Below are 25,257 nucleotides of genomic sequence, written 5' to 3' on the forward strand. Positions count from 1 at the left end.
GAAGCGTAAGCTTCCTTTTTTTATTTTATAAAGACGTTTTTTTAACAATCCGATAATAGGCTAAGCTTCCTAATAATAATCCAATGGTCCCAAGAAAAATCAGTTTCGGTACAACTGTCGCTAACGGAACACCCATCTGGTTAAGTTGCACAAACATTTGTACCGCATGTGTGGAAGGTAAACACCACGCCAGCCATTGTAACCAGTCAGGCATTGCTTGATGAGGCCAAGCAGCTCCAGTGAGTAAGAATAAAGGTACTGAACTAAACACAATAATATGTCCGGCACGCTCTGGCATATCTAAAAGTGAGCCGATCAACATACCTAGTCCAATCACACAACTAATAAAAATTGGAACAGCAATGAGTAGACCAATAAAATTTCCACCGTGTGGATAGTCATTGAACCACAGAGTAAAACCGAAAAGATAAAAACAACCTAAACAGCCAATGGTCAATATACTTGCGAAAATTCCAGCAAAGCGAACAGTTGTAATTTTTTTATTTTGTTCACGGTAACTTGCAATTAGCATTGCTAAACCGAGCACAATCGTTTGATGAATAATTAACGATGCCACAGCCGGAAAAATATAACTTCCATATCCTGAAAGCGGATTAAATAACGGCACTTGATGAATAGAAAGCGCTGGCTGGAAATGCGTGCGTTGACCGAATTTTTCAATATATTCTTTTAATGTAGCTTCAATTGAGGTTGCTAGACCTAAACCAATTTCTTTAGTTTTTAAAAAGTTGGTTGTGCTTAAGTATAAGCCAATTCCACCCGTTTCACCTCGGCGTAAGCTTTGAGTTAGGTTGTTTGGTAAAAGTAAAATACCATCAGCTTTTTGCTCACGTACCATTTGTTCAGCTTGTAAAAAATTGCTTGTAACGGTCACAATATGAACATGCGGGCTATTTGCACTTTGGCCGATTAATTGAGAAGTTAAGAGGCTTTGCTCTTCATCAACAATCACAATAGGAATAGATTCTGCACGCTCAGCTTTATAGGCAGTAGGATAAAAAAAGCTATAAAGAATTACCGATAAAATCAGAGTCGTAAAAACTGAGCTATTACTTACAATATCTTTAAATGTTTGCCCATACGCCTTTAAGAATTCTTTCATTGGGTTGCTCCCTGAACTAATTTTTTAAGTAATAGACAACTTAAAAAGAAGTAAATCAGGCAATAACCCAAGAGTATTAAAAAAGGAATCATAGAAATGAAAACTGGACTGCCGATCACCCATTGTTCGGTTTGCAATTTGGCATAAGGGGTATAAGGAATAATGAGTGACCAAAACTTGGTAAAAATAGGGGCATTATTCAAAGGTAGTGTAACACCGGCGAAACTTAAAGAAGACCCACCATAGACTGCAATAAAGCCGAAAGTTTTACTTAGATTTTTGGTTGCAAGAATGACCGTGCTGCTAATCAAAGCATAAGCAAAATAAAGTAGGAACTGTGCGCATACCAATAAACTAAGAGAACCTGCTACGAACCAGCCACGGATTTCAATTAGCCAGAACATCCATAGCCATGTCCACGCACAAAATATAAGGCTATAAAGCAGATTTTTAGCCAATAAGCCTTGAACAAAACTTTCTCGGTTTACCCATGTTGTTAACGTGCCACGTTTCAGTTCTTGTCCAATAGCAAAGGCAACACAACAACATAATAATAAGTGTAATACCGCTGGAACCATGAAAGGTTCTAAATAAAATTCATAGCTCATGCTTGGATTGTAAAGCGTTGAGATTTTGACATGCGCGGTAGGTACATCTAAATAGGGAATACTATTTGCAAGATAACTTTGACCTGCATAATCTGCTAAAGCATTGAGTGTACTGACTAGCATTGCAGAGGAAATCGTGTTCCCGACACTAAAAAAAGACTGGTTAAATGCAATGCTGATTTGAGCATCTTGCGCTTTTACAAAACGTTTTTCAGCGCCGTCTGGAATGAAAACATAACCCCATATTTTGGTTTCATTAAGTAGTTGTTCAGCCTCAGTGGAGCTTGCCGTAATTGTCTTAATGTCTACCGTATGATTTAAAGAAAGATATTTTTCAATATTACGGCTGAGTTCACTTTGGTCCTGATCAATAATTGCAATCGGTAAATGTTCAGCTTTACCTGCGTAAAACATGCTGCTAAACATAAAAATGATAAAAGCAGGGATAAGTGTCACCATACACAAATCCCATTTATTGCTTCTTAGATAGTTTAGTTCACGTAATATACTGGCAAACATGCTTTATTTTTCTTCTTTAATTTTAAATAGAACGCTCATGCCAACCTTTAAATCTTTGACAGGACTTTCAGGCACCAGATGTAATTTGAAGCTACGAATATCATAGCCTCCGGTTTGGCGAGTCGTTTTTATGGTGGCAAATTCGCCTTCAGCATCAATATTCTCAATTTTAAAATTCACCTTCTGATTAAGAGCCGGAATGAATCCTTCAAGGGTTTTGTTTTTATAAACAGAGGCGTATTGATTTTCACCGACGTTTAAACTTACCCATAAATCATCATCTTCTAAAATGCTGACAACAGGTACACCCATAGCGACTAATTCAGAAGGCTTACCGTAAGTTTTTGAAACTGTACCCGAAATCGGAGAGAGTAAGCGTGTCTCTTCCTCTAAAGCTTTTGCTTCAGCTACCGCAGCTTTTGCAATTTCAACCTGTGCATCTGCTGTAGATTTTTGCTGGCTGGTGCTTCCACGTTTTGCACGAGCATATTGTTGATAAGAGGCTTCACTTAATTCTTGAGCAGAGGTCTGTGCTGCGAGCATTTCATCTCGTCTTTGACGCGAAATTACCCCTTGTCTATATAAATTTTCGCCACGTTGGTAAGTGGTTTTTGCAAGATTTGCTTGCGCTTTGGTGCTTTGCCAGTTGGCATAAAGGGTATCGATATTTTCTTGTTGAGAACCGCGATCGACCGTAGATTGAAATGCTAAAGCTGATTGTAAGGTAGCCAAGGCTTGTTGCTTTTTAGCTTCTATTTCAGGGCTAATCAAACGAACAAGTGGCTGACCTTTGGAAATTTTCTGGCCTTCTTGTACATAAATTTCTTCAATACGACTCGGAACTTTTGTACTTACGTGAATAGTTTCAGCTTCAACACGGCCTTGTAGTTCAATAGGTTTGGGTTGATAGCTTTTCCACAAACCAAAAATAATTAAACCTAATAAGGCAATGATGATCAGGCCAATAATCAGTTTGATTTTGGAATTTTTAGGAGGATTGGCGTCATTTTTATTTGTGCTTGTTTCTTGCTGATCACTAGCTTGATCATGTTTTGGAGCTTGGCTGTTTTCTGCCGTATCCGCAGCAGGAGAATCTTGTTCTGAATGAGCTGAGTCTTGATTCATTTTATACTCCCCTTAACGAATATAGTCGGTATGTGGTTGATTAACGTAAGCTTTAAACTGGTCAATTGAGCCATGACTTTGCAGTAAAGTTGCAAGTGACATGACATATTTATAAGCATTTAAAGCCATTTCAGTTTTTAACGCACTTAATGCATTTTGCGCATCAATCACTTGGGTTGCTGTGCCCATTCCTTCGCGGAAAGAAAGTTCTTGAATACGTAGGTTTTCTTGAGCAGCATTTACGTTTCTTTGTAAAAGCTGATGACTTTGCTGAGCAGAGTTAAGCTCGTTATATGACTTATTCAAAAGAGCTTCAATTTCTTGTTTGGTTCTTTCGGTCATGAGTTCAGAAGCGTAACGCTTTAATTCGGCGGCATGAATATTCTTATTTTTGTCTACACCAGAAAATAGATTGTATTTTGCCATCACACCCACAATCCAGTTTTCATTTTCATCAAGCGCATATTCTCCAAAGGCAAAAAGACTTGGTTTTTTTGCAGCTTGTTGAGCTTGAATATTTACATTAGCCAGCTGAGTATCCATTTGCATTTTTTGTACTAAGCTAGATTTTTGCGAATAACTGGTTAAAAGTGATTCTAGAGTTTGGCTTGGCGTATTGTTTACAAATAATGGGGTACTTAAATCCGTATTATTTTGTTGATGTAAAAGATTATTAAGGCTAAAGCGACTGGCATTTAAGTTGGCTTGAGCATTTTGTAAAGTACGTTCCGCATTATTACGCGCTACTTCAAACTGCATGCGTTGCCCTTTGCTAATAAACCCTTGTTGCTCGAGCTTTAGGGCATTGCTGTAATGTTTTTGCATAGCATTAAAGTTAAATAGGCTACTTGCTACCAATTGCTGTTGTAATTGAACATTGAAGTAACTTTGTACAACTTCGAATCGCTGTATATCTTGTTGTTGTTGGCTTGAAAGTTCCGAACGCTGCGCTTGGATATTTGCTATTTTTTTAGCACTACTGGTTAAGCCGCCTGTATAAAGTGGCATAACAACTGAAATAGAAGGGCGTACAACCTGATCTTCAATAGTTAAATTTGCATAATTTGGAAAACGATTTACACCATCATGGATAGTTTGGTTTGCGCCTTCTTGGACTTGCCCCAGCACATCTGATGGAATGACATTGTTCCACTGTGAAAGTTTATCATTTAGCCCTTGGCTTAAATCATTCTCAAGTTTTTGTTTAAAAGAGCCCAGAGGTACATCTGTTTCACTGTGAAAAGCATATGCTCTGACATTTAAATCAACTCGAGGTAATCCGAGGCCCTTTACTGCTTCAGCTTCTAATTGAGAGGCTTGCTGCAATGCTTGATTGGCTTGAGTACTATATGAACTTTTCAAAGCTTGTTGTTCTGCTTCGGCATAACTTAAACTTTCGGCATATAAATGATTAGTAAAAAAAAGACCTAAAGCCAAAGCAAGATGTTTTGGTTTAAATGAAAAGGGAAAAATAGACTGTCTATATCGATGTGCTGGCATTTTAAATAACAATTTTTGGCATCCCTTATAGTTTAAATTTCTTGTTATTAAATTCAATTATCATCTTGTTTATTATACATTTGTATAAAAACATGGTGGTTTTTAGCTCCTTTAATTATCGAATTTACTAAGCCAATATTTTTGTAATAGCTATCAAGGTATGTGAAATGATAATCACAAGTCAAGTTGATCTTTTTGCTTAAAAATTTTTTAAATGAGGGAAGGTGGTCATTTAAACTAAAGAAATAACTGCCACAATAATTGAAAAAATAAACCTAAATACAGTCCAGCATTGAAATATTTACTTGAGAAGCTGCTGCAAGCTTAAGCAATCTGTGGTTAAATGCCATTTTTATTGTGTTTGACTTTATACAAGGGAAAAATCATGCGCGCGTACAATTTCTGTGCTGGTCCTGCTGCATTACCTACTGCCGTTTTAGAAAAAGCTCAACAAGAATTGTTGGATTGGCAAGGTAAAGGTCTATCCATCATGGAAATGAGTCACCGTAGTGCTGACTATGTTGCTGTAGCTGAAAAAGCTGAGGCAGATTTACGCAAGTTAATGAATATTCCAGAAAACTATAAAGTACTGTTTTTACAAGGCGGTGCGTCATTACAATTTTCTGCGATTCCTTTAAACCTTTTAGGTAAGAACAGTAAAGCCGACTATATTCATACTGGCATCTGGTCTGAAAAAGCGTTAAAAGAAGCAAAACGTTATGGCGATATTAATGTTGTAGAAGCTGGTATTAAAGTAGATGGCAAGTTCGCAATTTCTGAACAAAGCGAATGGAATTTGTCTGATGATGCAGCCTATGTACATTATGCAGATAATGAAACGATTGGTGGCCTACAGTTCGCAGGAATTCCTGATGTAAAAGCGCCACTTGTTTGTGATTATTCATCAAGTATTTTATCTGCTCCATTAGATGTGACCAAGTTTGGTCTAATCTATGCTGGTGCGCAAAAAAATATTGGTCCTGCTGGTTTAACAATTGTCATTATTCGTGATGACTTACTTGATCAAGCTAAACCAGAAATTCCAAGCATTTTAAAATATGCTGACCAAGCCAAAAATGGTTCTATGGTAAATACACCATCGACTTATGCATGGTACTTGTCTGGTTTAGTATTTGAGTGGTTGCTAGAGCAGGGTGGGGTAGATGCGATCCATAAAGTGAACCTTGAAAAAGCTCAATTGCTCTATGGTTATATCGACTCAAGTGATTTCTACAATAACCCGATTGCCATTCCAAACCGTTCAATTATGAATGTACCGTTTACTTTGGCAGATGAAGCTTTAGAAAAGCAATTCTTAAAAGAAGCGGAAGCTAATCACTTGTTGAATTTAGCTGGACACCGTTCTGTAGGTGGTATGCGTGCAAGTATTTATAATGCCGTACCATTAGAAGGTGTACAGGCTTTAATCAACTTTATGGATGATTTTGCAAAGCGTAATGGTTAAGCAAAACAAAAAAATAAAGCCCTCAAATGAGGGCTTTTATTTATTGAATAAGTTATAAATTAAAAAGGCACTAGGCCAAACTGGTGCATGAATATGGCAGCTAAGAACATACCTAAGACAAAAAAGCAAAACGCACCAGTATCGACCTTTACGCGCAGGCTACTGGATTGAATGAGGCTGGTAGTTTGTTCGGGTATAATCTTCATTCAATAACCTAATTATTAAAATATTAGTGAAATTCAATTAGTTTCACCCTTTTTAGCACAAATAGTCGCCTGAATCCAGATATTACCGCGAATATATTCGCCAATATTAAAGTTTTTATACAAATCGTTTTTGGTTGCAATGCGCACTAATATGGCAGGAAGATCATCTTCTAAAACCAAAGTAACATCATAAAGGGTATATTCTTCCCCCATAAATGTCATAGAAGTTTTGCCAACAATATTACCTTGGAACCATGCTTCATCTTCTTGACCAAGATTTTCACCGTATAAATAAGCAACCATTTTAGAAAAATCAACAGTTACAGATTCTTGATCTTCTGGAGTCTTTGGTTGCCACTCATTAATGAGTTCCTGTAGGTTTTCAGGAGCAACACCATTATGTTCAGTCAAAATTGCATTTAATGCACGGTGATGTTTAATCGAAGCTGGATCATCAACAATAATTTTTTCGCCTGCTGGAACAGGTTCTAATTCATATGCCCATGCATTAAATTGGACTTGATAGTTTTGATTTTTGTCATATTGACAGTAGTTAACACTAAATAAATTATCAAACGCATAAACAGTTGTATTTTTATTTAGTCTTAAACTTAACACGGCTTGTGTCGCAGAGTCGCAAGTAATGATGCGTTCAATTTTCGCATTATATTGATATGGACTTTCAAAACTTGGGAAGGCTGTTTTAAGCGCGCGAGGTTTTTGGTTTTCAACAGCAATAATTTGGTTGATGGTAACCTTTTGATCTTGTGGACCTTGAATAAGCCAAAAAGATGGATCCATGTCTTCTTCATGTTCACACAAACCCATTGGCATTACAGGTGCATCAAGTGCCAGTCCTAACCATTTTGGTACATCTGTTTCGGGATGGGACGTCAATAGATTCCAATGTTCTCCATGACTACCAAAATTTTGGTCATTTACTTTAATAACTTCTGGACTGTTTTGATTTTTCATAAGCACGATGCTGTTGGGTTCACATTACTTGTTATATTAAATCGAGGGTGTTTGCTATTTTTCAAGTCACCATATGTAAATTCTCTTGTAAAAGCGCGTATTTAGTCATTTAAAGAGAAATACTACTTTTATTGATAAATTAAAAACAAACCTAATCTATAAAAACTTCAACGTTGAAATTAAAAATAAGTTTAATGTTTATTTCTACTCACCTTAGAAAAGCATCTGTTAGACTAATATTTTTAATGGAAATAGAGAATAACGTGCTGCCATTTAAGCTATGGGTAGACGCAGACGCCTTACCAAAAATTTTACGCGAAGTAATTTTACGTGCATCAGATCGTTATCAATTAGAAGTTATTTTTGTTGCCAATCAAAATGTTGGGATTACGCCTTCTGTACGCATTAAATCAATACAGGTTTTAAGCGGCGCCGATCAGGCAGATAAAGAAATAGTCGAGCGTATGGTTGAAAATGACATTGTCATTACGCAGGATATTCCACTGGCAGCTCAGGTGATTGAGAAAGGCGGGGTGGCTATTCATCCGCGTGGTGAAGTTTATACAACTGCGAATGTTAAAGCACGTTTACATCTACGTGATTTTATGGACACGCTTCGTGGCGCGGGTGTGCAAACTGGTGGACCGCCTCCTATTTCCGAACGAGATAAACGTGAATTTTCAAGTTCATTAGATCAAACGATTTTAAAGCAAAAACGTAAAACAGCTAAGTGAGCATCACATGCCATCGCAAACCAATTTGGCTTTAACCTATGCATTGTTAGTGTTTATCTGGGCAACAACTCCTTTGGCAATCGTCTGGAGTGTGTCAGATCTACATCTGATGTGGGCATTGTTATTACGCTTTTTTATTGCATTGCCTTTGGCAGTCATCATATTGCTAATTTTAAGAACACCTTTTCCGACTCATCGGCAAGCAGTTCATAGCTATATTGCCGGATCTTTTAGCTTAATTGGTTCTCAAATTTTCACTTATGCCGCGACCCAATATTTAAGTTCAGGCATGATTGCGCTTATGTTTGGTTTGGCACCTATTATGGCGGGGCTTATTGGTCGGTTTGCATTTGGCCAACAACTTTATAAGCTACAATGGTTGGGCATGGCAATTGCTGTCTGTGGGTTAGCTATTATTTGTTTGAGCGGTGCGAATCAGCATGTACACCCGTTTGGTATTGTTCTCATGCTGATCAGTGTGTTTGTTTATTCTTTTTCAATTTTCTGGGTTAAGAAAGTTAATGCACAAATTCAGCCGATGGCTCAGGCAACAGGTTCTATTTTAGTTTCTTCTATTTTTGCTAGTTGTTTTATCCCATTTATTTGGCAATATGCACCGACACATTTACCAGAAGCCAAATCTTTATTTGCCTTAATTTATACGGTACTTATGGCCTCACTGGTTGCCATGTTCTGCTATTTCAAACTTATACAAAATATTCAGGCAACTACCTTATCCTTAACGACAGTAATTACGCCAATGATCGCTATGATAATTGGAGCAGCTTTAAATCATGAGCAGCTTTCAATTATGGTTTTTGTCGGTGCTTTCATTATCTTGTCTGGACTCTTTTTATATTTCTATAAAGACATTCAAGCAAACCGGAACTTTGCTCAACATATGAAGTCTAAATAGGAGAAGATTTGGGTAATTTGTTGAGCTTATTCATTAAATTGTTCTAATTCGTAGCGAAATGCATGATCAAATTGATCTCCTAACTTAAGTAGTAGAAAATAGCGCAGCAATATCATATTAGGATTGTTAAGGATAAGTCAGAACTTACTGATTTTTAAACCTTAATACAGCATCTAACGGTATGGTCAAATAGTCGATGTGGGTGCAATTTGACATCAACATCTTTTATTTTCCATCAATGACCTTGGATTTAGAAGGTATGTTTAAACCAATCTCACTGTATATAGGGTTGAGATATACTCGCGCAAGACGCAGTAATCATTTTATTTCTTTTATTGCATTGGTTTCGATGGTCGGTTTGACACTCGGTGTCGCTGTATTGATTACGGTACTTTCTGTCATGAACGGTTTCGATCGCGAATTGAAAAACCGTGTGTTAGGAATGGTGCCGCAAGCGACAGTTTCATCTACTCAAATCCTCACGGATTGGCCTGAGCTGGTGAAGCGAGTTGAACATCATCCACATGTAACTGGGGTTGCACCTTTTACGCAATTGCAAGGTATGTTAACTGCGCAAGGGCAAGTCGCTGGTATTATGGTGACGGGTATTGACCCAAAATATGAAAAGAATGTTTCTATTATTCAAAATCATATTGTTGCCGGAAGCTTAGATTCACTTAAAAAAGGTGAGTTTGGTATTGTGCTTGGTAAAGATATGGCTGATTCATTGGGCTTACGTCTAAATGACAGTGTGACATTGGTTTTACCTGAAGCAACGCCATCTCCAGCAGGTGTAGTACCGCGTTTCAAGCGTTTTAAAGTGGTTGGTATTTTTAGTGTAGGGGCCGAAGTTGACTCTATGGTGGGTTATATTGCCCTATATGATGCTTCAACCTTATTACGCTTACCAGATGGTGCCCAAGGTGTTCGTTTAAAACTAGATGATATTTTTGCAGCGCCACAAGTTGCCGATGATTTGGTAAAAAGTTTACCAAGTAATTTCTATGCAACGAACTGGACTTATACACATGGCAATTTGTTTAATGCCATTCAAATGGAAAAAACTCTAGTTGGTTTGTTGCTTGTACTTATTATTGTGGTTGCAGCATTTAATATTGTTTCGTCATTGGTCATGGTTGTAACTGATAAAAAATCAGATATTGCAATTTTGCGTACTTTAGGCGCTTCGCCGTCGATGATTACTAAAATATTTATGGTTCAAGGCACCGTAATTGGTGTGATTGGTACCGTTGCAGGTACGGTTTTAGGTGTTATTTTAGCTTTAACTATTAGCGATATTATTTCATGGTTTAACAATGTGTTGGGCTTAAATCTATTTGATGCTTACTTTGTGCATTACCTTCCATCTTATTTAAGATGGCAAGATGTGACGATTATCGTGATTGTTTCTTTACTTTTAAGCTTTTTGGCGACTATCTATCCGGCGCTTCGTGCTGCCAAAGTTCAACCTGCCGAGGCTTTGCGCTATGAGTAAAATTGTTTTAGAAGCGAAAGAAATATACAAACATTTTGATGACGGTAAATCTAAAGTTGAAGTCATTAAAGGTCTTTCTTTACAAGTTGAAGCAGGGCAGTTTGTTTCGATTGTGGGTGCAAGTGGTTCAGGTAAAAGTACTTTGCTTCATGTGCTAGGTGGTTTAGAGCAACCAACTCAAGGGCAAGTATTTTTAAATGGTCAGCGTTTTGATAATTTAGGTGAAGCCGAGCGTGGTTTTCAACGCAACCAATACCTCGGTTTTGTTTATCAATTTCACCACTTATTACCTGAGTTTTCTGCGCTTGAAAATGTAGCAATGCCTCTTATGCTTCGAGCAGATAGCCAATTTAAATCGGTAAAAGCACAAGCTGAATATTTACTTGATCGAGTTGGGTTATCTCATCGTATGGACCATAAGCCAGGTGAGCTTTCAGGTGGTGAGCGCCAACGTGTGGCTTTAGCGCGTGCTTTAGTCACTAAACCTGCGGTTGTTTTAGCAGATGAGCCAACAGGTAATTTAGACCGTAAAACAGCTCTAGGTATTTTTGAGTTACTGACCGATCTTAAGAAAGAACTCAACATGGCAATGTTAATTGTGACCCATGATGAGCATTTAGCTCAGGCTGCTGATTCTATTTTGCATATGCAAGATGGACTCTGGGTGAGTGGTTCTTAAAAATTGTCATTAAATCACATTGTTAAAGCCCACTTAGTTGGGCTTTAATTTTGCCCTTAAAAAGATAATGATTATGACGTTGAATGTTAAAACTTATTTTAATGGGGTGGATTGGGGGTATTGCATTTATGGGGATAAATATCCCTCTCATCATGCAATATGGTTGGATCTGTGAAGTATTAATTGTTATAGGTTTTATTTTTTATATTTTTAAGGGGCATACATTTTTAAATCGGCCCATATTAAAAGCCATTTACTGTCTAGTCTGCGCTATTAGTCTTTTTACTATAGGACATCAATATGCTCAACATGCCTTAAATGAAAGATTACAACTGCGACAAATGCAGCCTAAATCTTTAGATATAGTTGTGTATGTAGACCACATAAGTGAAGAAAAACAAGATAAGACGCAGCAAACCGTTCAGGTACTAGGGCAATCCTTACGTCCCGTTAACTGGCTATTATATTTAAAAAGCCAAAAAGTAAACTCAGCGATAGATGAACCAAAATTACAATTAGGTCATTACTATCGAATTTCGGGTAAAACCAGACCAGCTCATAGTTATGCAGTAGCAGGAGCTTTTGATCAAGAACGATGGTTTATTCAGCGAGACATAATGTCTGGTTTTAGTGTTCAAAATATTGAGTCTTTAAGCTCTGATGAAATTTATCGGTTGGGTTATCAATATCATTTAAAAGAGCAACAAAAGTTTTTTAACAGACAAAAATTAAATATAGAAAAATTGCGTCTAAAATTTAGATTGATGCTACAAAAATCTCCTTTGCAAAATAAAGGGCTATTATTAGCTTTATTAACAGGGGATGAAAGTCTCTTAAATGATGAGATTAAAAATCAATTTAAGGAATTAGGAGTCTCTCATTTGTTGGCGATTTCAGGGCCTCATGTGCTCATTTTTGCCATCATGTTGTCTTGGGGATTACATCAATTAGTACGGCGTTATTATCCGCAGCTTTATTTGTATCAGCCTAAACAAATTTGGGCCATGGTTCCATTATGTTTCGGTGTTTTGATTTATACGGCATTTGTTGGTTTTGAAATTCCCGCCTTAAGAACTTTACTTTCAGTATTTTTATTTGCTTCTTTATTATTGATAAAACTGCCTGTTAAGCCATTTTCATTGTTAGTTTACAGTGCAAGTCTACTTTTATTTTTCGATCCTTTCAGTGTTTTATCTGCAGGCTTTTGGCTCTCTTATAGTTCCTGCTTTATTTTATTACGTATTTATCAAACTATAGAACAGGTTCCAAAACTAGTTTCAATGAGTCTGTTATCTAGAATCATTCTTTTCGGCAAAATCTTAATTGAATCTCAAGGCAAAATATTTATTGCTCTATGTCCTTTAATGCTGGTTTTCTTTCAACAGATTTCATGGGTTGCACCTTTTACAAATATTATTGCGGTGCCTTTACTCGGAGGGGTAATTGTTCCTTTAAATATTTTTGCTGCTTGTATATGGCTTATTTTTAATCCTATTGGAAATTTATTTTTTCAAATTAATGATGTCCTGATTAGTATAGTACTGACATGTTTTGATCTTTTAGAAAAATTATCATTACCATTACAAGGCTTTAGCCTGACAACACTTGATTTAGTTTGCCTTAGCTTCGTTATTATTATCTTATTTTTACCGCGTGGGGTTTTACCAAAATCTTGGGGACTCATATGCTGTTTACCCTTGGTTATTCCGAATAAGTCGTCCCAGCAAATTCAATTAAATATTATAGATGTGGGACAGGGGCAAGCTATTTTCTTGCAACATCCAGAGCAGACATGGCTCATCGATACAGGTGGTTCTTATGATGAGAAGACTTTTAGTATTGGTCAAAATGTGGTGATTCCATATTTACGTCAAAAGGGAATTAAACGATTAGATCACGTCATACTATCTCATCTTGACCAAGATCATAGCGGAGCATTTCCTTCTATCGCTCAGGCTTTTCCTATTAAACAAGTCATATCAAATGAATTATGGAAAGAACAGGTTAAAGAACCTTTTACTTATTGTCATCAAGGGCAAAAATGGCAATATCCACAATTAGATATTGAAATTCTTTGGCCTAAAGAAAAAGATTTAAATTTAGTTCCTTCAAATCAAAACCAATATTCTTGTGTGGTTTATATTCATTTAAAACAGATTAATGGTTATCAAAACTATTTAATTATGGGGGATGCTGGGTGGGAAGCAGAATATCAACTTATAAAGGAATACCCTGAGTTAAAGGTAGATGTTTTGGTATTAGGACATCATGGAAGTAAACATAGTTCAGCTTATGACTTCCTAGCGACTTTAAAGCCAAAGCTTGTGGTGGCTTCTGCTGGTTTTAATAATCGATATGGACATCCAAGCAAAGAGGTTTTAGCGAGAGTACAAGCACTTCATATTCCATTTAAAAGCACAGTTGAACAAGGAACATTAAGCTTTGTATCTCGCAATCATGAGATGGTTTTATATACTCGACGTTTCGAGCGTACTTGGCTTCACCGGAATTTGTGAAGCTTCTGCTTTAAGCTTAGCAATGATTTGTAACGCTTCATCTGGATCAAGATTATAAATATTATCTAAAGCAGGATTTGCTTTAAAACGTTTATAACTCCAGTGATAGTGTTCAGGATAGTGCTGGATCAGTTGTTCAATGGCTTGATGGATAACAAAGGTTCCATCATCGGCACTACCTTCGTAAATTTTCTCATCCATAGGCTCAATATGCATCGTAAAGCCATCGTGTTCATTACGAATCGCGTAAAGGAATAATGCTTTGGCTTTGGTTTTTTGGATGAGCTTGGCACTTAAATTACTTGACGCAAGTGGCACACCAAAATAATTGATCATATCCCCACCAACATTAGGTGTATGGTCGGGCAGAATTACAGTGGTTTCACCTTGTTTTAATGCTTTAAAAATTTGTCTAACACCAGTTTCATCGGTAGGAACCAAGTTGGCCTGTTCGCGACTACGTGCTTCTCGAACAAAACGGTCTGCATCTACATTTTTTACTGGTTTGTATAAAATAGTCATTGAAGTGAATTGGGCACACCAAGCATTCATAATTTCCCATGTGCCAAAATGTGGAACAATTAAAACCACACCTTTTTTCGCTGCTAGTGCTTCATGAAAGTAATGTTCACCCTCAATATGGTGAATTCTTTCGATATTTTTACTATTTGACGAGCCCCAAATACTTAAAAACTCAAAGTATGAGGTTAATTCGTTACGTATAGCTTGTTGTGTAATATCTAGTCGTTGCTGCGGTGTTAAATGCGGAAGTGCAATTTGTAAGTTAAGTTCTATACTTTTTGATGTTCTAGTAATTTTTAAAGTATTAACTAATCCTGCCAACATACGGGCAATAAAACGTCCAAATTGAATTGGCTGACGGCTAAAAGTTCTGAGTAAGTAATAGTTCATGCTTTTTACATCTAGTTTGGTCATCTATCGCGGTAAAAAGGAGGCAACAAGTAAAAAAAGATAAAAATATTATAAATGAAATCATATAATTTAGACAGTTTTTATCAAATCAACGTATATAATGACATCATTTTAGATTGATTTGGATTGGAATTTTATGTCCGATTGGCCACCAAAACCACAAAATGAACCTATAATCCCTAAACAAAATGGACCAGAATGGCAAATTCTTGAGAAAGCTGTACTCGCTTCCGTAGAAGAACAGCGTCGTAGTCGCCGTTGGGGTATCTTCTTCAAAACATTAACTTTTATTTATTTACTATTCATTATTGTACTTATGGGCAAAGGCTGTTCAACCAGCAAAGAAGGTTCTGCTGTAAGTAGCAGTAGCGCTCATTTGGCAGTGGTGGATATTATTGGAACGATTGATGCTTCAAGCAATCAAGCAGTAAATAGTGAAGATACCAATAAAGCGCTTAAACGTGCTTTTGAAGCCTCAAATAGTAAAGCTGTTGCACTTAATATTAACTCACCTGGCGGTTCTCCAGTTCAGTCTGATGAAATTTGGCAGGAAATTCGTTATTTGAAAAAGCAGCATCCTGATAAAAAAGTTTATGCCGTTATCGGTGATATGGGTGCGTCAGGTGCGTACTATATTGCGTCTGCTGCCGATGAAATTATTGTTAATCCATCAAGTTTAGTGGGTTCAATTGGCGTTATTATGCCTAACTATGGAATTACTGGTTTAGCTCAGAAGCTCGGTATTGAAGATCGAACTTTAACAGCGGGAACTAATAAAGACATTTTAAGTATGACAAAACCGATTGATCCTGCTCAAAAGCAACATATTCAATCTGTCCTTGATAATGTTCATACTCACTTTATTACTGCAGTTAAAGAAGGGCGTGGCAAGCGTTTGAAATCGAATGATCCAGCTATTTTTTCTGGTTTATTCTGGACTGGTGAACAAGCAATCCAGTTAGGTGTTGCTGACCGTTCAGGTAATATTACGAGCTTGATGCGTGAACTAAACCTTGATAATAAAGTTGACTACACAATTGAGCGCAACCCATTACAATCCATTTTAGGTCGTATGGGTGCACAAATCGGGCAAGGGGTAAGTGAATCTATTGCTCAAGAGGTGCAGACTCGTCAAAGCGCAAAATTACAATAAATCTGTATTTTTAGGATAGCGGTATGTCAATGAAACCAGTTATACACTTTGCTCATGCCAATGGTGTACCATCAAAAGTGTATCAAAAACTGTTTGACCAATTGAAAGGGGAATATGACGTTATTTATGTTCCCTTGATTGGTCCTGATAAGCGCTATCCTGTGACGAATCATTGGCCTGCTTTAGTTGACCAGGTTATTGATAGTATTGTGCGTCAAGCGAAAGGACGTAAAGTCATTGGACTGGGCCATTCTCTTGGTTCGGTTTTAACATTGATGGCCTCTTTCCGACGTCCTGAACTTTTCTCTCAAGTCATTATGTTAGATCCGCCTCTTATTTTAGGAAGATATTCATTTGCTTTTCATATGGCAAAATTATTTCGTCCTAAATTAGTTGATGCAATGACACCAGCGGGTTTATCTGCACGTCGCCGTGAACATTGGGAATCGAGAGAACAGGCTGCTGAATTACTACGTCCTAAAGGATTTTACAAAGATTTTGATGAAGATTGTTTCCAAGCTTATATTGATTATGCTTTGAAAGAGGATTCGGTTCGCGGTGGAGTAACTTTAACCATTTCCCGTGAAGATGAAGTTGCGATTTTCCGTAAAAATCCTTCTTGGTGGTGGTTACCTATGCCAAAACCTAAGATGCCTGTGCATTTAGTTGTGGGCAAAGAAAGTGCTTTTTTAAAAAGAGGCTTTCCTCAAATGGCAAAGCGGAAAATGGGTATCCCATTTACTGTGGTTGAAGGAGGGCATATGTTTCCACTAGAGCATCCTATCGACACAGTAAACTCTATAAAGAAATTGATTCATCAACAGCTAAATTAATTTTTAAACATATAAAAAAGGACATGCCAGCATGTCCTTTTTTATTTTTTGTTTGTTAGTAAAACATTTTACCAACTTGCAAAACGAATAGGGTCTTTTAGAGCTTGATTACGGAAATAGGCCTGTCCATCTTTCCAAGTAAGTTGACCGTTACACAACCACTCTGCAACTTGTGGGTAGATAAAGTGCTCAAGTGTATGGACTCGATCTGCTAACGAAGCAGCAGTATCATGTTCTTTAACTGATATAGCTGATTGGGCTATAGATTGACCAGAATCCAGTTCAGCAGTTACAAAGTGCACGGTACAACCATGTAAACGATCACCTGTGTTTAAAACACGTTGATGCGTATTCACACCTTTGTAAGCTGGAAGAAGCGAGGGGTGTATATTCAGCATTTTCCCTTGCCATTTGTTGACAAAGGTTGGCGTTAAGATACGCATGAAGCCAGCTAAAATAACTACATCTACTTCCCAAGCTAAGAGTTGCTGATGCATTGCTTCATCAAACACTTCACGAGTTGGAAAGTCTTTATGGGAGATAACAGCGGTAGCAATATTAGCTTTTTGAGCGCGCTCTAAGGCATAAGCATCTGCTTTATTAGACAGTACACCTACAATTTGCCCTGATAGATTTGCATCTATCAAGGCTTGTAAATTACTGCCGTTCCCAGAGACTAGAACAGCAATTTTTATCATGCAAAGATCACACGAATTTTTTCATCTGCACCTTCTACTGATTCAGCATTTTCTTGGATATGTCCAATCTTCCAAGCTTTTTCGCCTTGCGCATTAAGCACTTCAATTGCTTTTTCAGCATCATTTGCATCAACAGCAATAACCATACCTACGCCACAGTTAAAAGTACGGTACATTTCAAAGCGTTCTACATTGCCTTCGCGTTGTAGAAGTTGGAATAATTCAGACCATTCCCAAGAAGACTCATCAATTACTGCTTGTGCACCATTTGGCAATACGCGAGGTAAGTTACCTGGTAAACCGCCACCAGTAATATGTGCCATAGCATGAATATCAACTTGTTTGCAGAGTTCAAGAACTGGTTTTACATAAATACGAGTTGGTTCCATTGCTACATCAGCAAGAGGACGACCATCAATTATTTGAGTTAAATCAACGTTTTTAACGTCTAAAATTTTACGTAGTAATGAATAACCATTTGAATGAGCACCACTTGATGCAACACCGATAAGTACATCACCAGACTTTACTTTAGAGCCATCAATAATTTTGCTTTGTTCAACGACACCAACGGCAAAACCAGCAAGATCGTAATCTTCGCCTTCATACATGCCTGGCATTTCTGCGGTTTCACCACCTACAAGTGCACAACCTGCAAGTTCACAACCTTTACCAATACCAGTAACAACATTTGCAGCAACGTCAACATTTAAGTGACCAGTCGCGTAATAATCAAGGAAGAATAATGGTTCTGCGCCACAAACTAAAAGGTCATTTACACACATAGCCACAAGGTCTTGGCCAATTGTGTCATGACGATTGAGATTAAGTGCCAAACGTAATTTAGTTCCTACACCGTCAGTTCCAGAAACTAAAACAGGCTCTTCATAACCTTTAGGAATTTTGCATAGTGCACCAAAGCCACCAAGTCCGCCCATTACTTCAGGACGACTTGTACGTTTAGCGACTGACTTGATACGATCGACCAGTGCGTCGCCCGCTTCAATGTCAACACCCGCATCTTTGTAGCTTAAACCGGTATTTGGGGTAGAAGTTGAGTTGCTCATAAATGAAGTCTCCGCATTGGCGGCAGATTATAACCTGAATATACGAAACTCTTATGTTATTTATGCTCGAAAATGCTATCTTTAATAAAAATATTTTTTCATTTATAACGATTAAATCAAAAAAGGCTAGATTTTATGCAAGATCGTATACTGCGCCGTATTTTTTTACTCGCAGGTATTGTATTGCTGGTATGGGTGTTGTACTTACTCAAGCCTGTAGTCATTCCTTTTATCGGTGCTTTTTTCCTCGCTTATTTATTCAGTCCACTTGTTGATGTGCTGGTAAAAATGAAATTGCCTCGCTGGTTGGCAATTAGCATGGTATTTGTCGGAATAGGCGTAACTTTAACTATTGCACTTTGGTATTTAGTTCCACTGATTTGGAAACAATTAGTTTATGCCCGAGATAGTATTCCAGCAGGCATTCACTGGATTAATGCTACTTTTTTACCTTGGGTATCTTCGACATTTAATGTCCAGCAAATGGAAATTGACACCGAGCAGTTGTCCAAAGCTGTGATGGAATATGTCCAAACCAATTATAGTGCAGACAGCATTCAAGCAGTGTTATTAAAATTGGCTCAATCAGGTTTGAATTTTATTCAGATTGGTGGGACAGTTGTTTTAATTCCTATTATTGCATTCTATTTCTTGCTTGATTGGGAACGTATGTTACAGAACTTACGTCGTCTCATTCCGCGTCCATATGAAGCCACTACTTTACAGATCGTTGGCGAATGCCATAGCGTTTTAGGGGCATTTGTTAAAGGTCAGTTTCTCGTCATGCTATTGCTTGGCGTAGTCTATGCAGTTGGTTTACAGCTAATCGGTTTAGAAGTTGGTCTTATTATTGGTATGGTGGCTGGTCTTGCTAGTATTATTCCTTATTTAGGATTTGCTGTAGGTATTATTGCAGCTGTTATTGCCAGCTTGTTCCAGTTCGGATTGGATTGGATGCATCTATTACTGGTTGGTGTAGTTTTTATGATTGGCCAAGCGGTAGAAGGCTATATTCTACAGCCATTCCTATTGGGCGATAAAATTGGTCTATCTCCTGTAGCAGTTGTTTTTGCAGTATTGGCAGGTGCACAGCTTGCAGGTTTCTTAGGAATGTTAATTGCTTTGCCGGTTGCAGCTGTTATTGTGGTGTTGTTGAAGCATTTAAGAGAGAATTATGAAAGAAGCTCACTTTATGCTCCACCTTCTACATTAGTGATCCAACATGGCGATATTGAGCAAATTCATGTACAAACTGAGAGCACTAAGCTTGATCTTGAAGTTAAAACACAGCAAGATACAGATGAACTGAAATCCCCTAACCAGAAATAATTTCAAGGTTAATTCAATATATGCGTCAACTCCAACTGGATATAGAACCTCAACTTGATGCCCGAATCAGTGATTTTTCGGGACCAGGTTGGGGGCATGTAGTTGATGCCGTGCGTCAATTACATGCTGGTCTGGTGAGTAGATTTTATATCTACGGTGGAGCAGGGACAGGAAAGAGTCACTTACTTTCTGCAATTTGTGATTCTTATTTAGAACTAGGCAAATCTGCGATTAAAGTCTCTTTGCTTGAACTACTTGATGCTCCTATTGAAGCTATTACTTCTTTAGAACATTATGACCTTGTTGCTTTGGATGATATTGAATCAATTAGTGGCGTACCTCACTGGCAAAAAGCTGTTTTTCATTTAATGAATAATCACGAAGGACAACTTGTATTTTCTTCGCGTGTAGCACCGATCGAATTAAAACTTGAATTACCAGACTTACAGTCACGCCTTACACAGGCCGTTAGTGTAAAAGTGCCGAGTGGAAGTTTATATGCAGACCGCTATGCCTTGGTTACATCTGTAATGGCTAGACGTGGTATCCACTTCGATCAGCAAATTGTTGACTACTTATTATTACATGGTCCTCATCAAGCATCTCTTTTACTAAAGACTGTTGCTCAATTAGAAAAACTGCTCAAAGGTGAAAAAACAAAACTATCTAATGCGACTTTAAGGCAAATTTATGCTTTGATTGATGAGTATCAACAATAAAATTTCTACCTTAAGTTTGCTGTTTTGCCTAAATTTAACTCATACAATTAAAAAATAACTTTCTAGAAAGAATTGTTTTTCATTCCAGAATAAATAGTTGTATTTCTAACTTTTAACAAATCAGTTTTTGTATTTAAAAAACTTTTTTAAAACTATAAAGCTTTTTGTAATCTAGCTCAAAAATGACTCTATAGACCGATCAAAATGTCTTGAGAAATTCTACTTCCTGTGACAAAGTACGCACAAAGGATGCGGTTGCAAAAGCGGAAATTTTGCAATTTTGACAAAGAAAAATGAAAAAAGATGTAAGGAGATGGGTATGCTCAAACGGAGCATTGCTTTTGCTTTATTGGCTATTGCTGGACACGCTTATTCTGCCGATATTCAAGTTACAACTACAGCTGATGAGGACGTCGATAACACAGTCTGTTCATTACGTGAGGCTGTAAAATTTTTAAACTATCGAGCCTCTTCCAATGCGACTGAAGTTGAAAAATATGCAAACGGTTATAATGGTTGCGGAAATAAAGATGCTTCTTCAAATATTATTTTGCAGCGTGATAAAGAATATACTTTAAATAAAAGTATAGTGATTACTGTTCCTGTAGCTATTAGTACGGCAAAAAACGATTCTACTCTGGTTGAGGAAGGAGCACCCAACTCTCATAATGCAACTATTAAAATGGTCGGTACGGATCAACTATTCCGTATAGATGATGGCAGTGTTGAAAAAGCTTCTTTTTCAGTTTTATTTGTTGATGTTAATTTAAAAGGTGCTGGCTCAAAGAGTTTAATACCTCAAGGTAACGGTGGATTAATTTATAATCATGAACAATTGGTTATTCAAAATTCGCGTTTAATGGATGGATATGCAACAAATGGGGGAGCAATTTATAACGCTGGTAATTTATCAAATACTCCAAAAACAGCGGGTTCAGTAACGATTATTAATAGCCTGATGCAAAATAACAAAGCAAGTCAGGGAGGCATTTTATATACTGATATGCCACTTTACTATGTTACGCAATCTGTGGTGCGTGATAATGAAGTGACTGCAGCAGATGGTGCATTATTTCATGCTGCAACTAAATTTGCAGATGAAAGTACGGGCGGATATTTAACTTCTCGTATCATTGGTTTGAGTAATAGTACAATTTTTCATAATAAAGGTAGTTTCATTGCCAATGTTCGTGATGGCATGGTAATCAATAATATTACTCTTATTAAAAATGTGGGAGGCTTGTATTTTGATGCCCCACAAGGAAAAGCGTCTGTCTCTAATAGTATTTTAGTAGGCAACACAACAAACTGTAAGGTATCTGCAACAGATAAAACGATTGTGCAAAGCAATTTAGTAACAACAGAATGTAATCGTAATGCTTCTGCAGAGTTACCAAATATTCTATACCCTGCAAGTGAAAAACTAATTGCTGGAAATGCAGATGAAGGAACCTGTGATGTTCCACCAGCAGATGGTTTGTTATGTCCGTATTCAACACCGAGCAATAGCTTTTTAGGGTTCTTTAAACCAAGAGTTTTAGATAAATATACCAGTCTTTCACAATCATTATTAATTAACAAAGGTCGTTTATATAGTGATGGGACTTCTGTAGGTCTGGCGAGTTGTGAAAAACAAGATCAACGTGGAAAAAATCGAAGTGGTTATGATGAGTTGTGTGATTTAGGGGCAATTGAATTAATTACTAACCGCGATGATATTAGTACACATGGCCAAGATATTAAATATGGCGAAATTGCTAAATTTAATATTGCCGATGTGGTAGGTGATGGAGAATTAGTTTCTCCACAAACATGCGAAAAAATGTTTGGAAAAAGAACAGATGGTCAAGCCTGGCAGTCAGGCTGTATGAAGATTGTTCAAACAAGTACACCATCTAAAGGAACTTTGTCTATCGATGCTCAGGGAAATTTAACTTATGTTCCAAATGGAAACTGGCATGGAGCAGATGTATTTAACCTTTTAGTCGTTACTACTACCACACGTTTCAATAATGCTGCTGACGTTTACTTAACAATTCCAGTTCAAATTGTACAAGATCCACCCTCAGGTATTGAGGATAAGTCTGTAAGTGCGGGTGGTGGCGGAAGTGTAGGTGGTGGTTTAGTTTTTGGTCTATTTGGCTTAATTGCTCTAAGACGTTTAAAGTCATAATCAAGGATGATAAAGGCTATGAAAAATTATAAAAAAGCTTTTTTAGCATTAGCTGTGATTGCTGCAATGCCGTTATTTGCAGATACCACGACTGGAAGAATTGATGTTACAACTTTTGACGATGAAGATGGTGAAAATACGAATGCCTGCTCGTTGCGTGAAGCAATAAAGACAGCTGAGCTACGTAAGTCATATGGTGGGTGTACCGTTATTGATACACGTGAAACTACACAAAAATCGATTCAACTTAAAGCAGGAATTTATACTTTAACTAAAGAGTTGGTTCCAAATGCCAATATTGCTATTTTTGGTGCTGATCCTGTAGATTGGCAGAAAAAAAGTGTATTAACCAATGATTATCCTGCACAACTTGAATTACAAACACGTATTAATGCTCAAGGTAAGTCACGTATTTTTAATACGACTACTTATAAACAGCCGTTAAGCATAAATAATGTAATTCTTGAAAATGGTGTCACAACTGGTCAGGGTGGGGCGATTTATGCAGGTGCTGACATTGCTTTACAAAATAGCCAAATTTTATCATCTCGGGCAACAAGCGGTGGAGCAATTTATTTAGCTTCACCGAATATTACTTTATCAGTGAATCATTCATTACTGAAAGGCAATAACGCAACACAAGGTAGTGTTTTATCAATGGGGTGTTTTAGTGACACCGTCTATGCGCCACGTACTATTACTCTTACATCAAATAGTATTGTGAATAATGGTGATACCGCTACAACAAGTGCATTTGAGTTTTGCGGTAAACCTACTGCGACATTATCGGTTAACACTATTGCACAAAATATAGCCAATAGTACTAACGGCAGTATTATCAAGTTTACTGGTGATACCAATAATCCAGCCAATACATCAAGTATTTTAAGTTCAAGCAGTAGTTTAGTTCTCTTAAATAATACAATTGTTGAAAACAACGCGAATAGTACTTTCCTCTACGACAAACTGGGTACAAAAAAACTAAGTTTTAATGTATTGGCTTATAATAGCGGAAGTTATGCGTGTAAATATCTTTTAGGGGCAGCGGCAGAGCAAAAGAGTGTAGGTTTAACGCTGAGTTTTAATGCGCTTGACTGGACATCTACGACAGCAAAATGTGATGTTCCAAAAGAATCTTTACCTGATGGTCAGACGAATATTAATATTAGTGGACAACCATTTAGTAGTGTACTAAGTCCACAGACTGTATCGGCCTATACAGGTTGGTTACCTATTTATTATCCAAAAGAGATTATTGATACTAAACAAGTAGATTTGGTTAATGTTGATCAAGATAGTAAAGGAAGTTGTGCCACAATTGACCAACGTGGTTTAAATCGTTTGGCAGACATTATCTCATATTATCAGCCAGAAAGTCGTAATAGTTGCGATATTGGTTCTGTCGAGTTAATGAAGCTCACTTCAGGTGATTTAGAGGATGTTAGTAATATTTCATTAACGACTTGGATTGATAATTATCAAAAAAATTATGATTTATTTGATAATTATATTAAAGACCCTAAGACACCTTCTAACTTTATTACTTACTATAAAGTACGTTTAGCGGAGTTTAAGAATCTAATTGATGCTACTAAGGCAAATCTTAAATATCGCGCAATTTATCTTGATTTAAAGAACTATGATTTACCATTGCCGACAGAAGATGCTAATCATGTGCTGAAGTTCTTCAACCCAACTGACTATCGTATTACAACAGAGCCATTAGGTATTGGGCAGATTGATAAAGGTGTTTATAACGTTACTAAAGAACCAAATTTGATGTGTGAATGGAATGCGACCTTACAACAAATTATTTTATATCGTAAGGATGATTCAGTAACTCAAGCTGGTAGTTATGTATATTGTAAATATACAATTACTACAGCCGATAATAAACTAAGCTCAAGCGGTTTGATTAAGGCTCGTTTTAATAATATTGAACCAGTTTCTGGCGATGGAACAATTACATTTAAATATCTTGCAAATGAAACTATTCCATTGAATTTACTTAAATATGCTAACGATGATGGTGATGGGCCTGTAAATACGCTTTTAAAGCCTAAACCTCAATTTTGGGTAAATGAAAAGGGTGTAGAATTACCAATTTATTTACCAAGCAAAACATCGAAAGATGGTATTTTTAAAGTAGTTAAAGCTGATCGAGAAGGGCCTTGTCCGGGTGATGATAAGGATAACACTTGTTATGGTGGAAATATTTATATTCAAGCAAATAACGTATTTAATACTTTTAATGACTCATTAAGTTATAACGTTTATGACGCTGATGGGAAAATTTCACCTAAAGCTGGCGTAATAAACCTTGTAAGCACTGCCACCACTACAGACGATACACGGGGTGGGGGCGGAGGTGGTAGCCTCGGAATTTTATCTTTGGCATCCTTACTTGGTTTAGCAGCCTATAGACGCTACCGTAAATAAATCCTAAGAATAAAAAAGCCTCCAATCGGAGGCTTTTTATAAGAGATGAAAT

General features: G+C 37.1%; 20 protein-coding genes and 1 pseudogene. 12 read left to right on the top strand and 9 right to left on the bottom strand.

Annotated elements, in window-relative coordinates:
- Window positions 1-25: 25 nt before the first annotated feature.
- The 4 genes from ybhR to SOI81_RS04130 are packed head-to-tail and all read right to left on the bottom strand — an operon-like array spanning window position 26 to window position 4,875.
- A complete protein-coding gene (gene ybhR, locus SOI81_RS04115; protein ID WP_320541271.1) occupies window positions 26-1,123 on the bottom strand; it encodes an ABC transporter permease in 1,098 nt (365 codons plus the stop codon).
- On the bottom strand, window positions 1,120-2,250 hold the full coding sequence (locus SOI81_RS04120) for an ABC transporter permease (RefSeq protein ID WP_320541272.1): 1,131 nt from the start codon (window positions 2,248-2,250) through the stop codon (window positions 1,120-1,122). Before SOI81_RS04120 ends, ybhR begins: the two co-directional genes overlap by 4 nt.
- Before the next feature lie 3 nt (window positions 2,251-2,253).
- Complete coding sequence (locus SOI81_RS04125) at window positions 2,254-3,375, bottom strand: HlyD family secretion protein (RefSeq protein ID WP_320541273.1); 1,122 nt, start codon at window positions 3,373-3,375, stop codon at window positions 2,254-2,256.
- Between the two features lie 12 nt (window positions 3,376-3,387).
- Window positions 3,388-4,875 carry a TolC family protein gene (locus tag SOI81_RS04130; protein WP_239975144.1) on the bottom strand — a complete coding sequence of 496 codons (1,488 nt, stop codon included), beginning with the start codon at window positions 4,873-4,875 and terminating at the stop codon, window positions 3,388-3,390.
- Window positions 4,876-5,260: 385 nt separating this feature from the next.
- Between SOI81_RS04130 and serC the strand changes: the two genes are divergently transcribed.
- Window positions 5,261-6,340: a 3-phosphoserine/phosphohydroxythreonine transaminase gene (gene serC, locus SOI81_RS04135; RefSeq protein WP_174728018.1), complete on the top strand. Its 1,080-nt coding sequence runs from the start codon at window positions 5,261-5,263 to the stop codon at window positions 6,338-6,340.
- 239 nt (window positions 6,341-6,579) lie between these two features.
- Here the strand turns inward: serC and SOI81_RS04140 are convergent, their stop codons facing one another.
- Entirely contained in the window at window positions 6,580-7,521 is a 942-nt protein-coding gene (locus SOI81_RS04140) for a hypothetical protein (RefSeq protein ID WP_320541274.1), read from the bottom strand.
- A gap of 245 nt (window positions 7,522-7,766) precedes the next feature.
- Between SOI81_RS04140 and SOI81_RS04145 the strand changes: the two genes are divergently transcribed.
- Both SOI81_RS04145 and pagO read left to right on the top strand, forming a co-directional pair.
- Window positions 7,767-8,255, top strand: a complete 489-nt coding sequence (locus SOI81_RS04145) for a YaiI/YqxD family protein (protein WP_080649425.1) — start codon at window positions 7,767-7,769, stop codon at window positions 8,253-8,255.
- Window positions 8,256-8,262: 7 nt separating this feature from the next.
- The gene (gene pagO, locus SOI81_RS04150; RefSeq protein ID WP_057074300.1) at window positions 8,263-9,171 is read left to right on the top strand and encodes a DMT family transporter; all 909 of its coding nucleotides are present in this window, start codon (window positions 8,263-8,265) and stop codon (window positions 9,169-9,171) included.
- 29 nt (window positions 9,172-9,200) lie between these two features.
- Here the strand turns inward: pagO and SOI81_RS17450 are convergent.
- Window positions 9,201-9,281: pseudogene (locus SOI81_RS17450) on the bottom strand (PilZ domain-containing protein); the annotation flags it as partial.
- 149 nt (window positions 9,282-9,430) lie between these two features.
- Here SOI81_RS17450 and lolC point away from each other — a divergent pair.
- From lolC to comEC, 3 genes are all read left to right on the top strand, one after another.
- A complete protein-coding gene (lolC, locus tag SOI81_RS04160; RefSeq protein ID WP_004790618.1) occupies window positions 9,431-10,666 on the top strand; it encodes a lipoprotein-releasing ABC transporter permease subunit in 1,236 nt (411 codons plus the stop codon).
- On the top strand, window positions 10,659-11,345 hold the full coding sequence (lolD, locus tag SOI81_RS04165) for a lipoprotein-releasing ABC transporter ATP-binding protein LolD (RefSeq protein WP_002118798.1): 687 nt from the start codon (window positions 10,659-10,661) through the stop codon (window positions 11,343-11,345). The genes lolC and lolD overlap by 8 nt, the downstream gene beginning before the upstream one ends.
- 83 nt (window positions 11,346-11,428) lie before the next feature.
- Window positions 11,429-13,861 carry a DNA internalization-related competence protein ComEC/Rec2 gene (gene comEC, locus SOI81_RS04170; protein ID WP_239975148.1) on the top strand — a complete coding sequence of 811 codons (2,433 nt, stop codon included), beginning with the start codon at window positions 11,429-11,431 and terminating at the stop codon, window positions 13,859-13,861.
- On the opposite strand, the gene SOI81_RS04175 is transcribed toward comEC, so the two are convergent.
- On the bottom strand, window positions 13,814-14,797 hold the full coding sequence (locus SOI81_RS04175; protein WP_239975149.1) for a lysophospholipid acyltransferase family protein: 984 nt from the start codon (window positions 14,795-14,797) through the stop codon (window positions 13,814-13,816). The two genes, comEC and SOI81_RS04175, sit on opposite strands and share 48 nt — an antisense overlap.
- A gap of 133 nt (window positions 14,798-14,930) precedes the next feature.
- On the opposite strand from SOI81_RS04175, the gene sppA reads away from it, so the two are divergent.
- Together sppA and SOI81_RS04185 are read left to right on the top strand one after the other, a co-directional pair.
- Window positions 14,931-15,947, top strand: a complete 1,017-nt coding sequence (gene sppA / locus SOI81_RS04180) for a signal peptide peptidase SppA (RefSeq protein ID WP_016140243.1) — start codon at window positions 14,931-14,933, stop codon at window positions 15,945-15,947.
- 23 nt (window positions 15,948-15,970) lie between these two features.
- Complete coding sequence (locus SOI81_RS04185) at window positions 15,971-16,780, top strand: alpha/beta fold hydrolase (RefSeq protein ID WP_016140244.1); 810 nt, start codon at window positions 15,971-15,973, stop codon at window positions 16,778-16,780.
- A 68-nt stretch (window positions 16,781-16,848) separates the two neighbouring features.
- On the opposite strand, the gene purN is transcribed toward SOI81_RS04185, so the two are convergent.
- A complete protein-coding gene (purN, locus tag SOI81_RS04190) occupies window positions 16,849-17,478 on the bottom strand; it encodes a phosphoribosylglycinamide formyltransferase (RefSeq protein WP_239967139.1) in 630 nt (209 codons plus the stop codon).
- Window positions 17,475-18,545, bottom strand: coding sequence for a phosphoribosylformylglycinamidine cyclo-ligase (purM, locus tag SOI81_RS04195; RefSeq protein ID WP_320541275.1), 1,071 nt, complete (start codon window positions 18,543-18,545; stop codon window positions 17,475-17,477). Before purM ends, purN begins: the two co-directional genes overlap by 4 nt.
- 135 nt (window positions 18,546-18,680) lie before the next feature.
- On the opposite strand from purM, the gene cxpE reads away from it, so the two are divergent.
- The 4 genes from cxpE (at window position 18,681) to SOI81_RS04215 (ending at window position 25,205) form a co-directional block, all read left to right on the top strand.
- Window positions 18,681-19,874, top strand: coding sequence for a chloramphenicol efflux transporter CxpE (gene cxpE, locus SOI81_RS04200; RefSeq protein WP_016140247.1), 1,194 nt, complete (start codon window positions 18,681-18,683; stop codon window positions 19,872-19,874).
- A gap of 20 nt (window positions 19,875-19,894) precedes the next feature.
- The gene (hda, locus tag SOI81_RS04205; RefSeq protein WP_016140248.1) at window positions 19,895-20,593 is read left to right on the top strand and encodes a DnaA regulatory inactivator Hda; all 699 of its coding nucleotides are present in this window, start codon (window positions 19,895-19,897) and stop codon (window positions 20,591-20,593) included.
- A 313-nt stretch (window positions 20,594-20,906) separates the two neighbouring features.
- Window positions 20,907-22,766 carry a rhombotarget A gene (gene rbtA / locus SOI81_RS04210; RefSeq protein ID WP_320541276.1) on the top strand — a complete coding sequence of 620 codons (1,860 nt, stop codon included), beginning with the start codon at window positions 20,907-20,909 and terminating at the stop codon, window positions 22,764-22,766.
- Between the two features lie 18 nt (window positions 22,767-22,784).
- Window positions 22,785-25,205 carry a CSLREA domain-containing protein gene (locus SOI81_RS04215; protein WP_239975153.1) on the top strand — a complete coding sequence of 807 codons (2,421 nt, stop codon included), beginning with the start codon at window positions 22,785-22,787 and terminating at the stop codon, window positions 25,203-25,205.
- The last annotated feature ends 52 nt before the right edge of the window (window positions 25,206-25,257 follow it).

The sequence above is a fragment of the Acinetobacter pittii genome (assembly GCF_034067285.1).
In the GTDB taxonomy this organism is placed as follows: Bacteria; Pseudomonadota; Gammaproteobacteria; order Pseudomonadales; family Moraxellaceae; genus Acinetobacter; species Acinetobacter pittii_E.

Coding starts and splice junctions, on each gene's coding strand:
- ybhR (WP_320541271.1), bottom strand. CDS start 1,123: ATGAAAGAATTCTTAAAGGCGTATGGGCAAACATTTAAAGATATTGTA.
- SOI81_RS04120 (WP_320541272.1), bottom strand. CDS start 2,250: ATGTTTGCCAGTATATTACGTGAACTAAACTATCTAAGAAGCAATAAA.
- SOI81_RS04125 (WP_320541273.1), bottom strand. CDS start 3,375: ATGAATCAAGACTCAGCTCATTCAGAACAAGATTCTCCTGCTGCGGAT.
- SOI81_RS04130 (WP_239975144.1), bottom strand. CDS start 4,875: ATGCCAGCACATCGATATAGACAGTCTATTTTTCCCTTTTCATTTAAA.
- serC (WP_174728018.1), top strand. CDS start 5,261: ATGCGCGCGTACAATTTCTGTGCTGGTCCTGCTGCATTACCTACTGCC.
- SOI81_RS04140 (WP_320541274.1), bottom strand. CDS start 7,521: ATGAAAAATCAAAACAGTCCAGAAGTTATTAAAGTAAATGACCAAAAT.
- SOI81_RS04145 (WP_080649425.1), top strand. CDS start 7,767: ATGGAAATAGAGAATAACGTGCTGCCATTTAAGCTATGGGTAGACGCA.
- pagO (WP_057074300.1), top strand. CDS start 8,263: ATGCCATCGCAAACCAATTTGGCTTTAACCTATGCATTGTTAGTGTTT.
- lolC (WP_004790618.1), top strand. CDS start 9,431: ATGTTTAAACCAATCTCACTGTATATAGGGTTGAGATATACTCGCGCA.
- lolD (WP_002118798.1), top strand. CDS start 10,659: ATGAGTAAAATTGTTTTAGAAGCGAAAGAAATATACAAACATTTTGAT.
- comEC (WP_239975148.1), top strand. CDS start 11,429: ATGTTAAAACTTATTTTAATGGGGTGGATTGGGGGTATTGCATTTATG.
- SOI81_RS04175 (WP_239975149.1), bottom strand. CDS start 14,797: ATGACCAAACTAGATGTAAAAAGCATGAACTATTACTTACTCAGAACT.
- sppA (WP_016140243.1), top strand. CDS start 14,931: ATGTCCGATTGGCCACCAAAACCACAAAATGAACCTATAATCCCTAAA.
- SOI81_RS04185 (WP_016140244.1), top strand. CDS start 15,971: ATGTCAATGAAACCAGTTATACACTTTGCTCATGCCAATGGTGTACCA.
- purN (WP_239967139.1), bottom strand. CDS start 17,478: ATGATAAAAATTGCTGTTCTAGTCTCTGGGAACGGCAGTAATTTACAA.
- purM (WP_320541275.1), bottom strand. CDS start 18,545: ATGAGCAACTCAACTTCTACCCCAAATACCGGTTTAAGCTACAAAGAT.
- cxpE (WP_016140247.1), top strand. CDS start 18,681: ATGCAAGATCGTATACTGCGCCGTATTTTTTTACTCGCAGGTATTGTA.
- hda (WP_016140248.1), top strand. CDS start 19,895: ATGCGTCAACTCCAACTGGATATAGAACCTCAACTTGATGCCCGAATC.
- rbtA (WP_320541276.1), top strand. CDS start 20,907: ATGGGTATGCTCAAACGGAGCATTGCTTTTGCTTTATTGGCTATTGCT.
- SOI81_RS04215 (WP_239975153.1), top strand. CDS start 22,785: ATGAAAAATTATAAAAAAGCTTTTTTAGCATTAGCTGTGATTGCTGCA.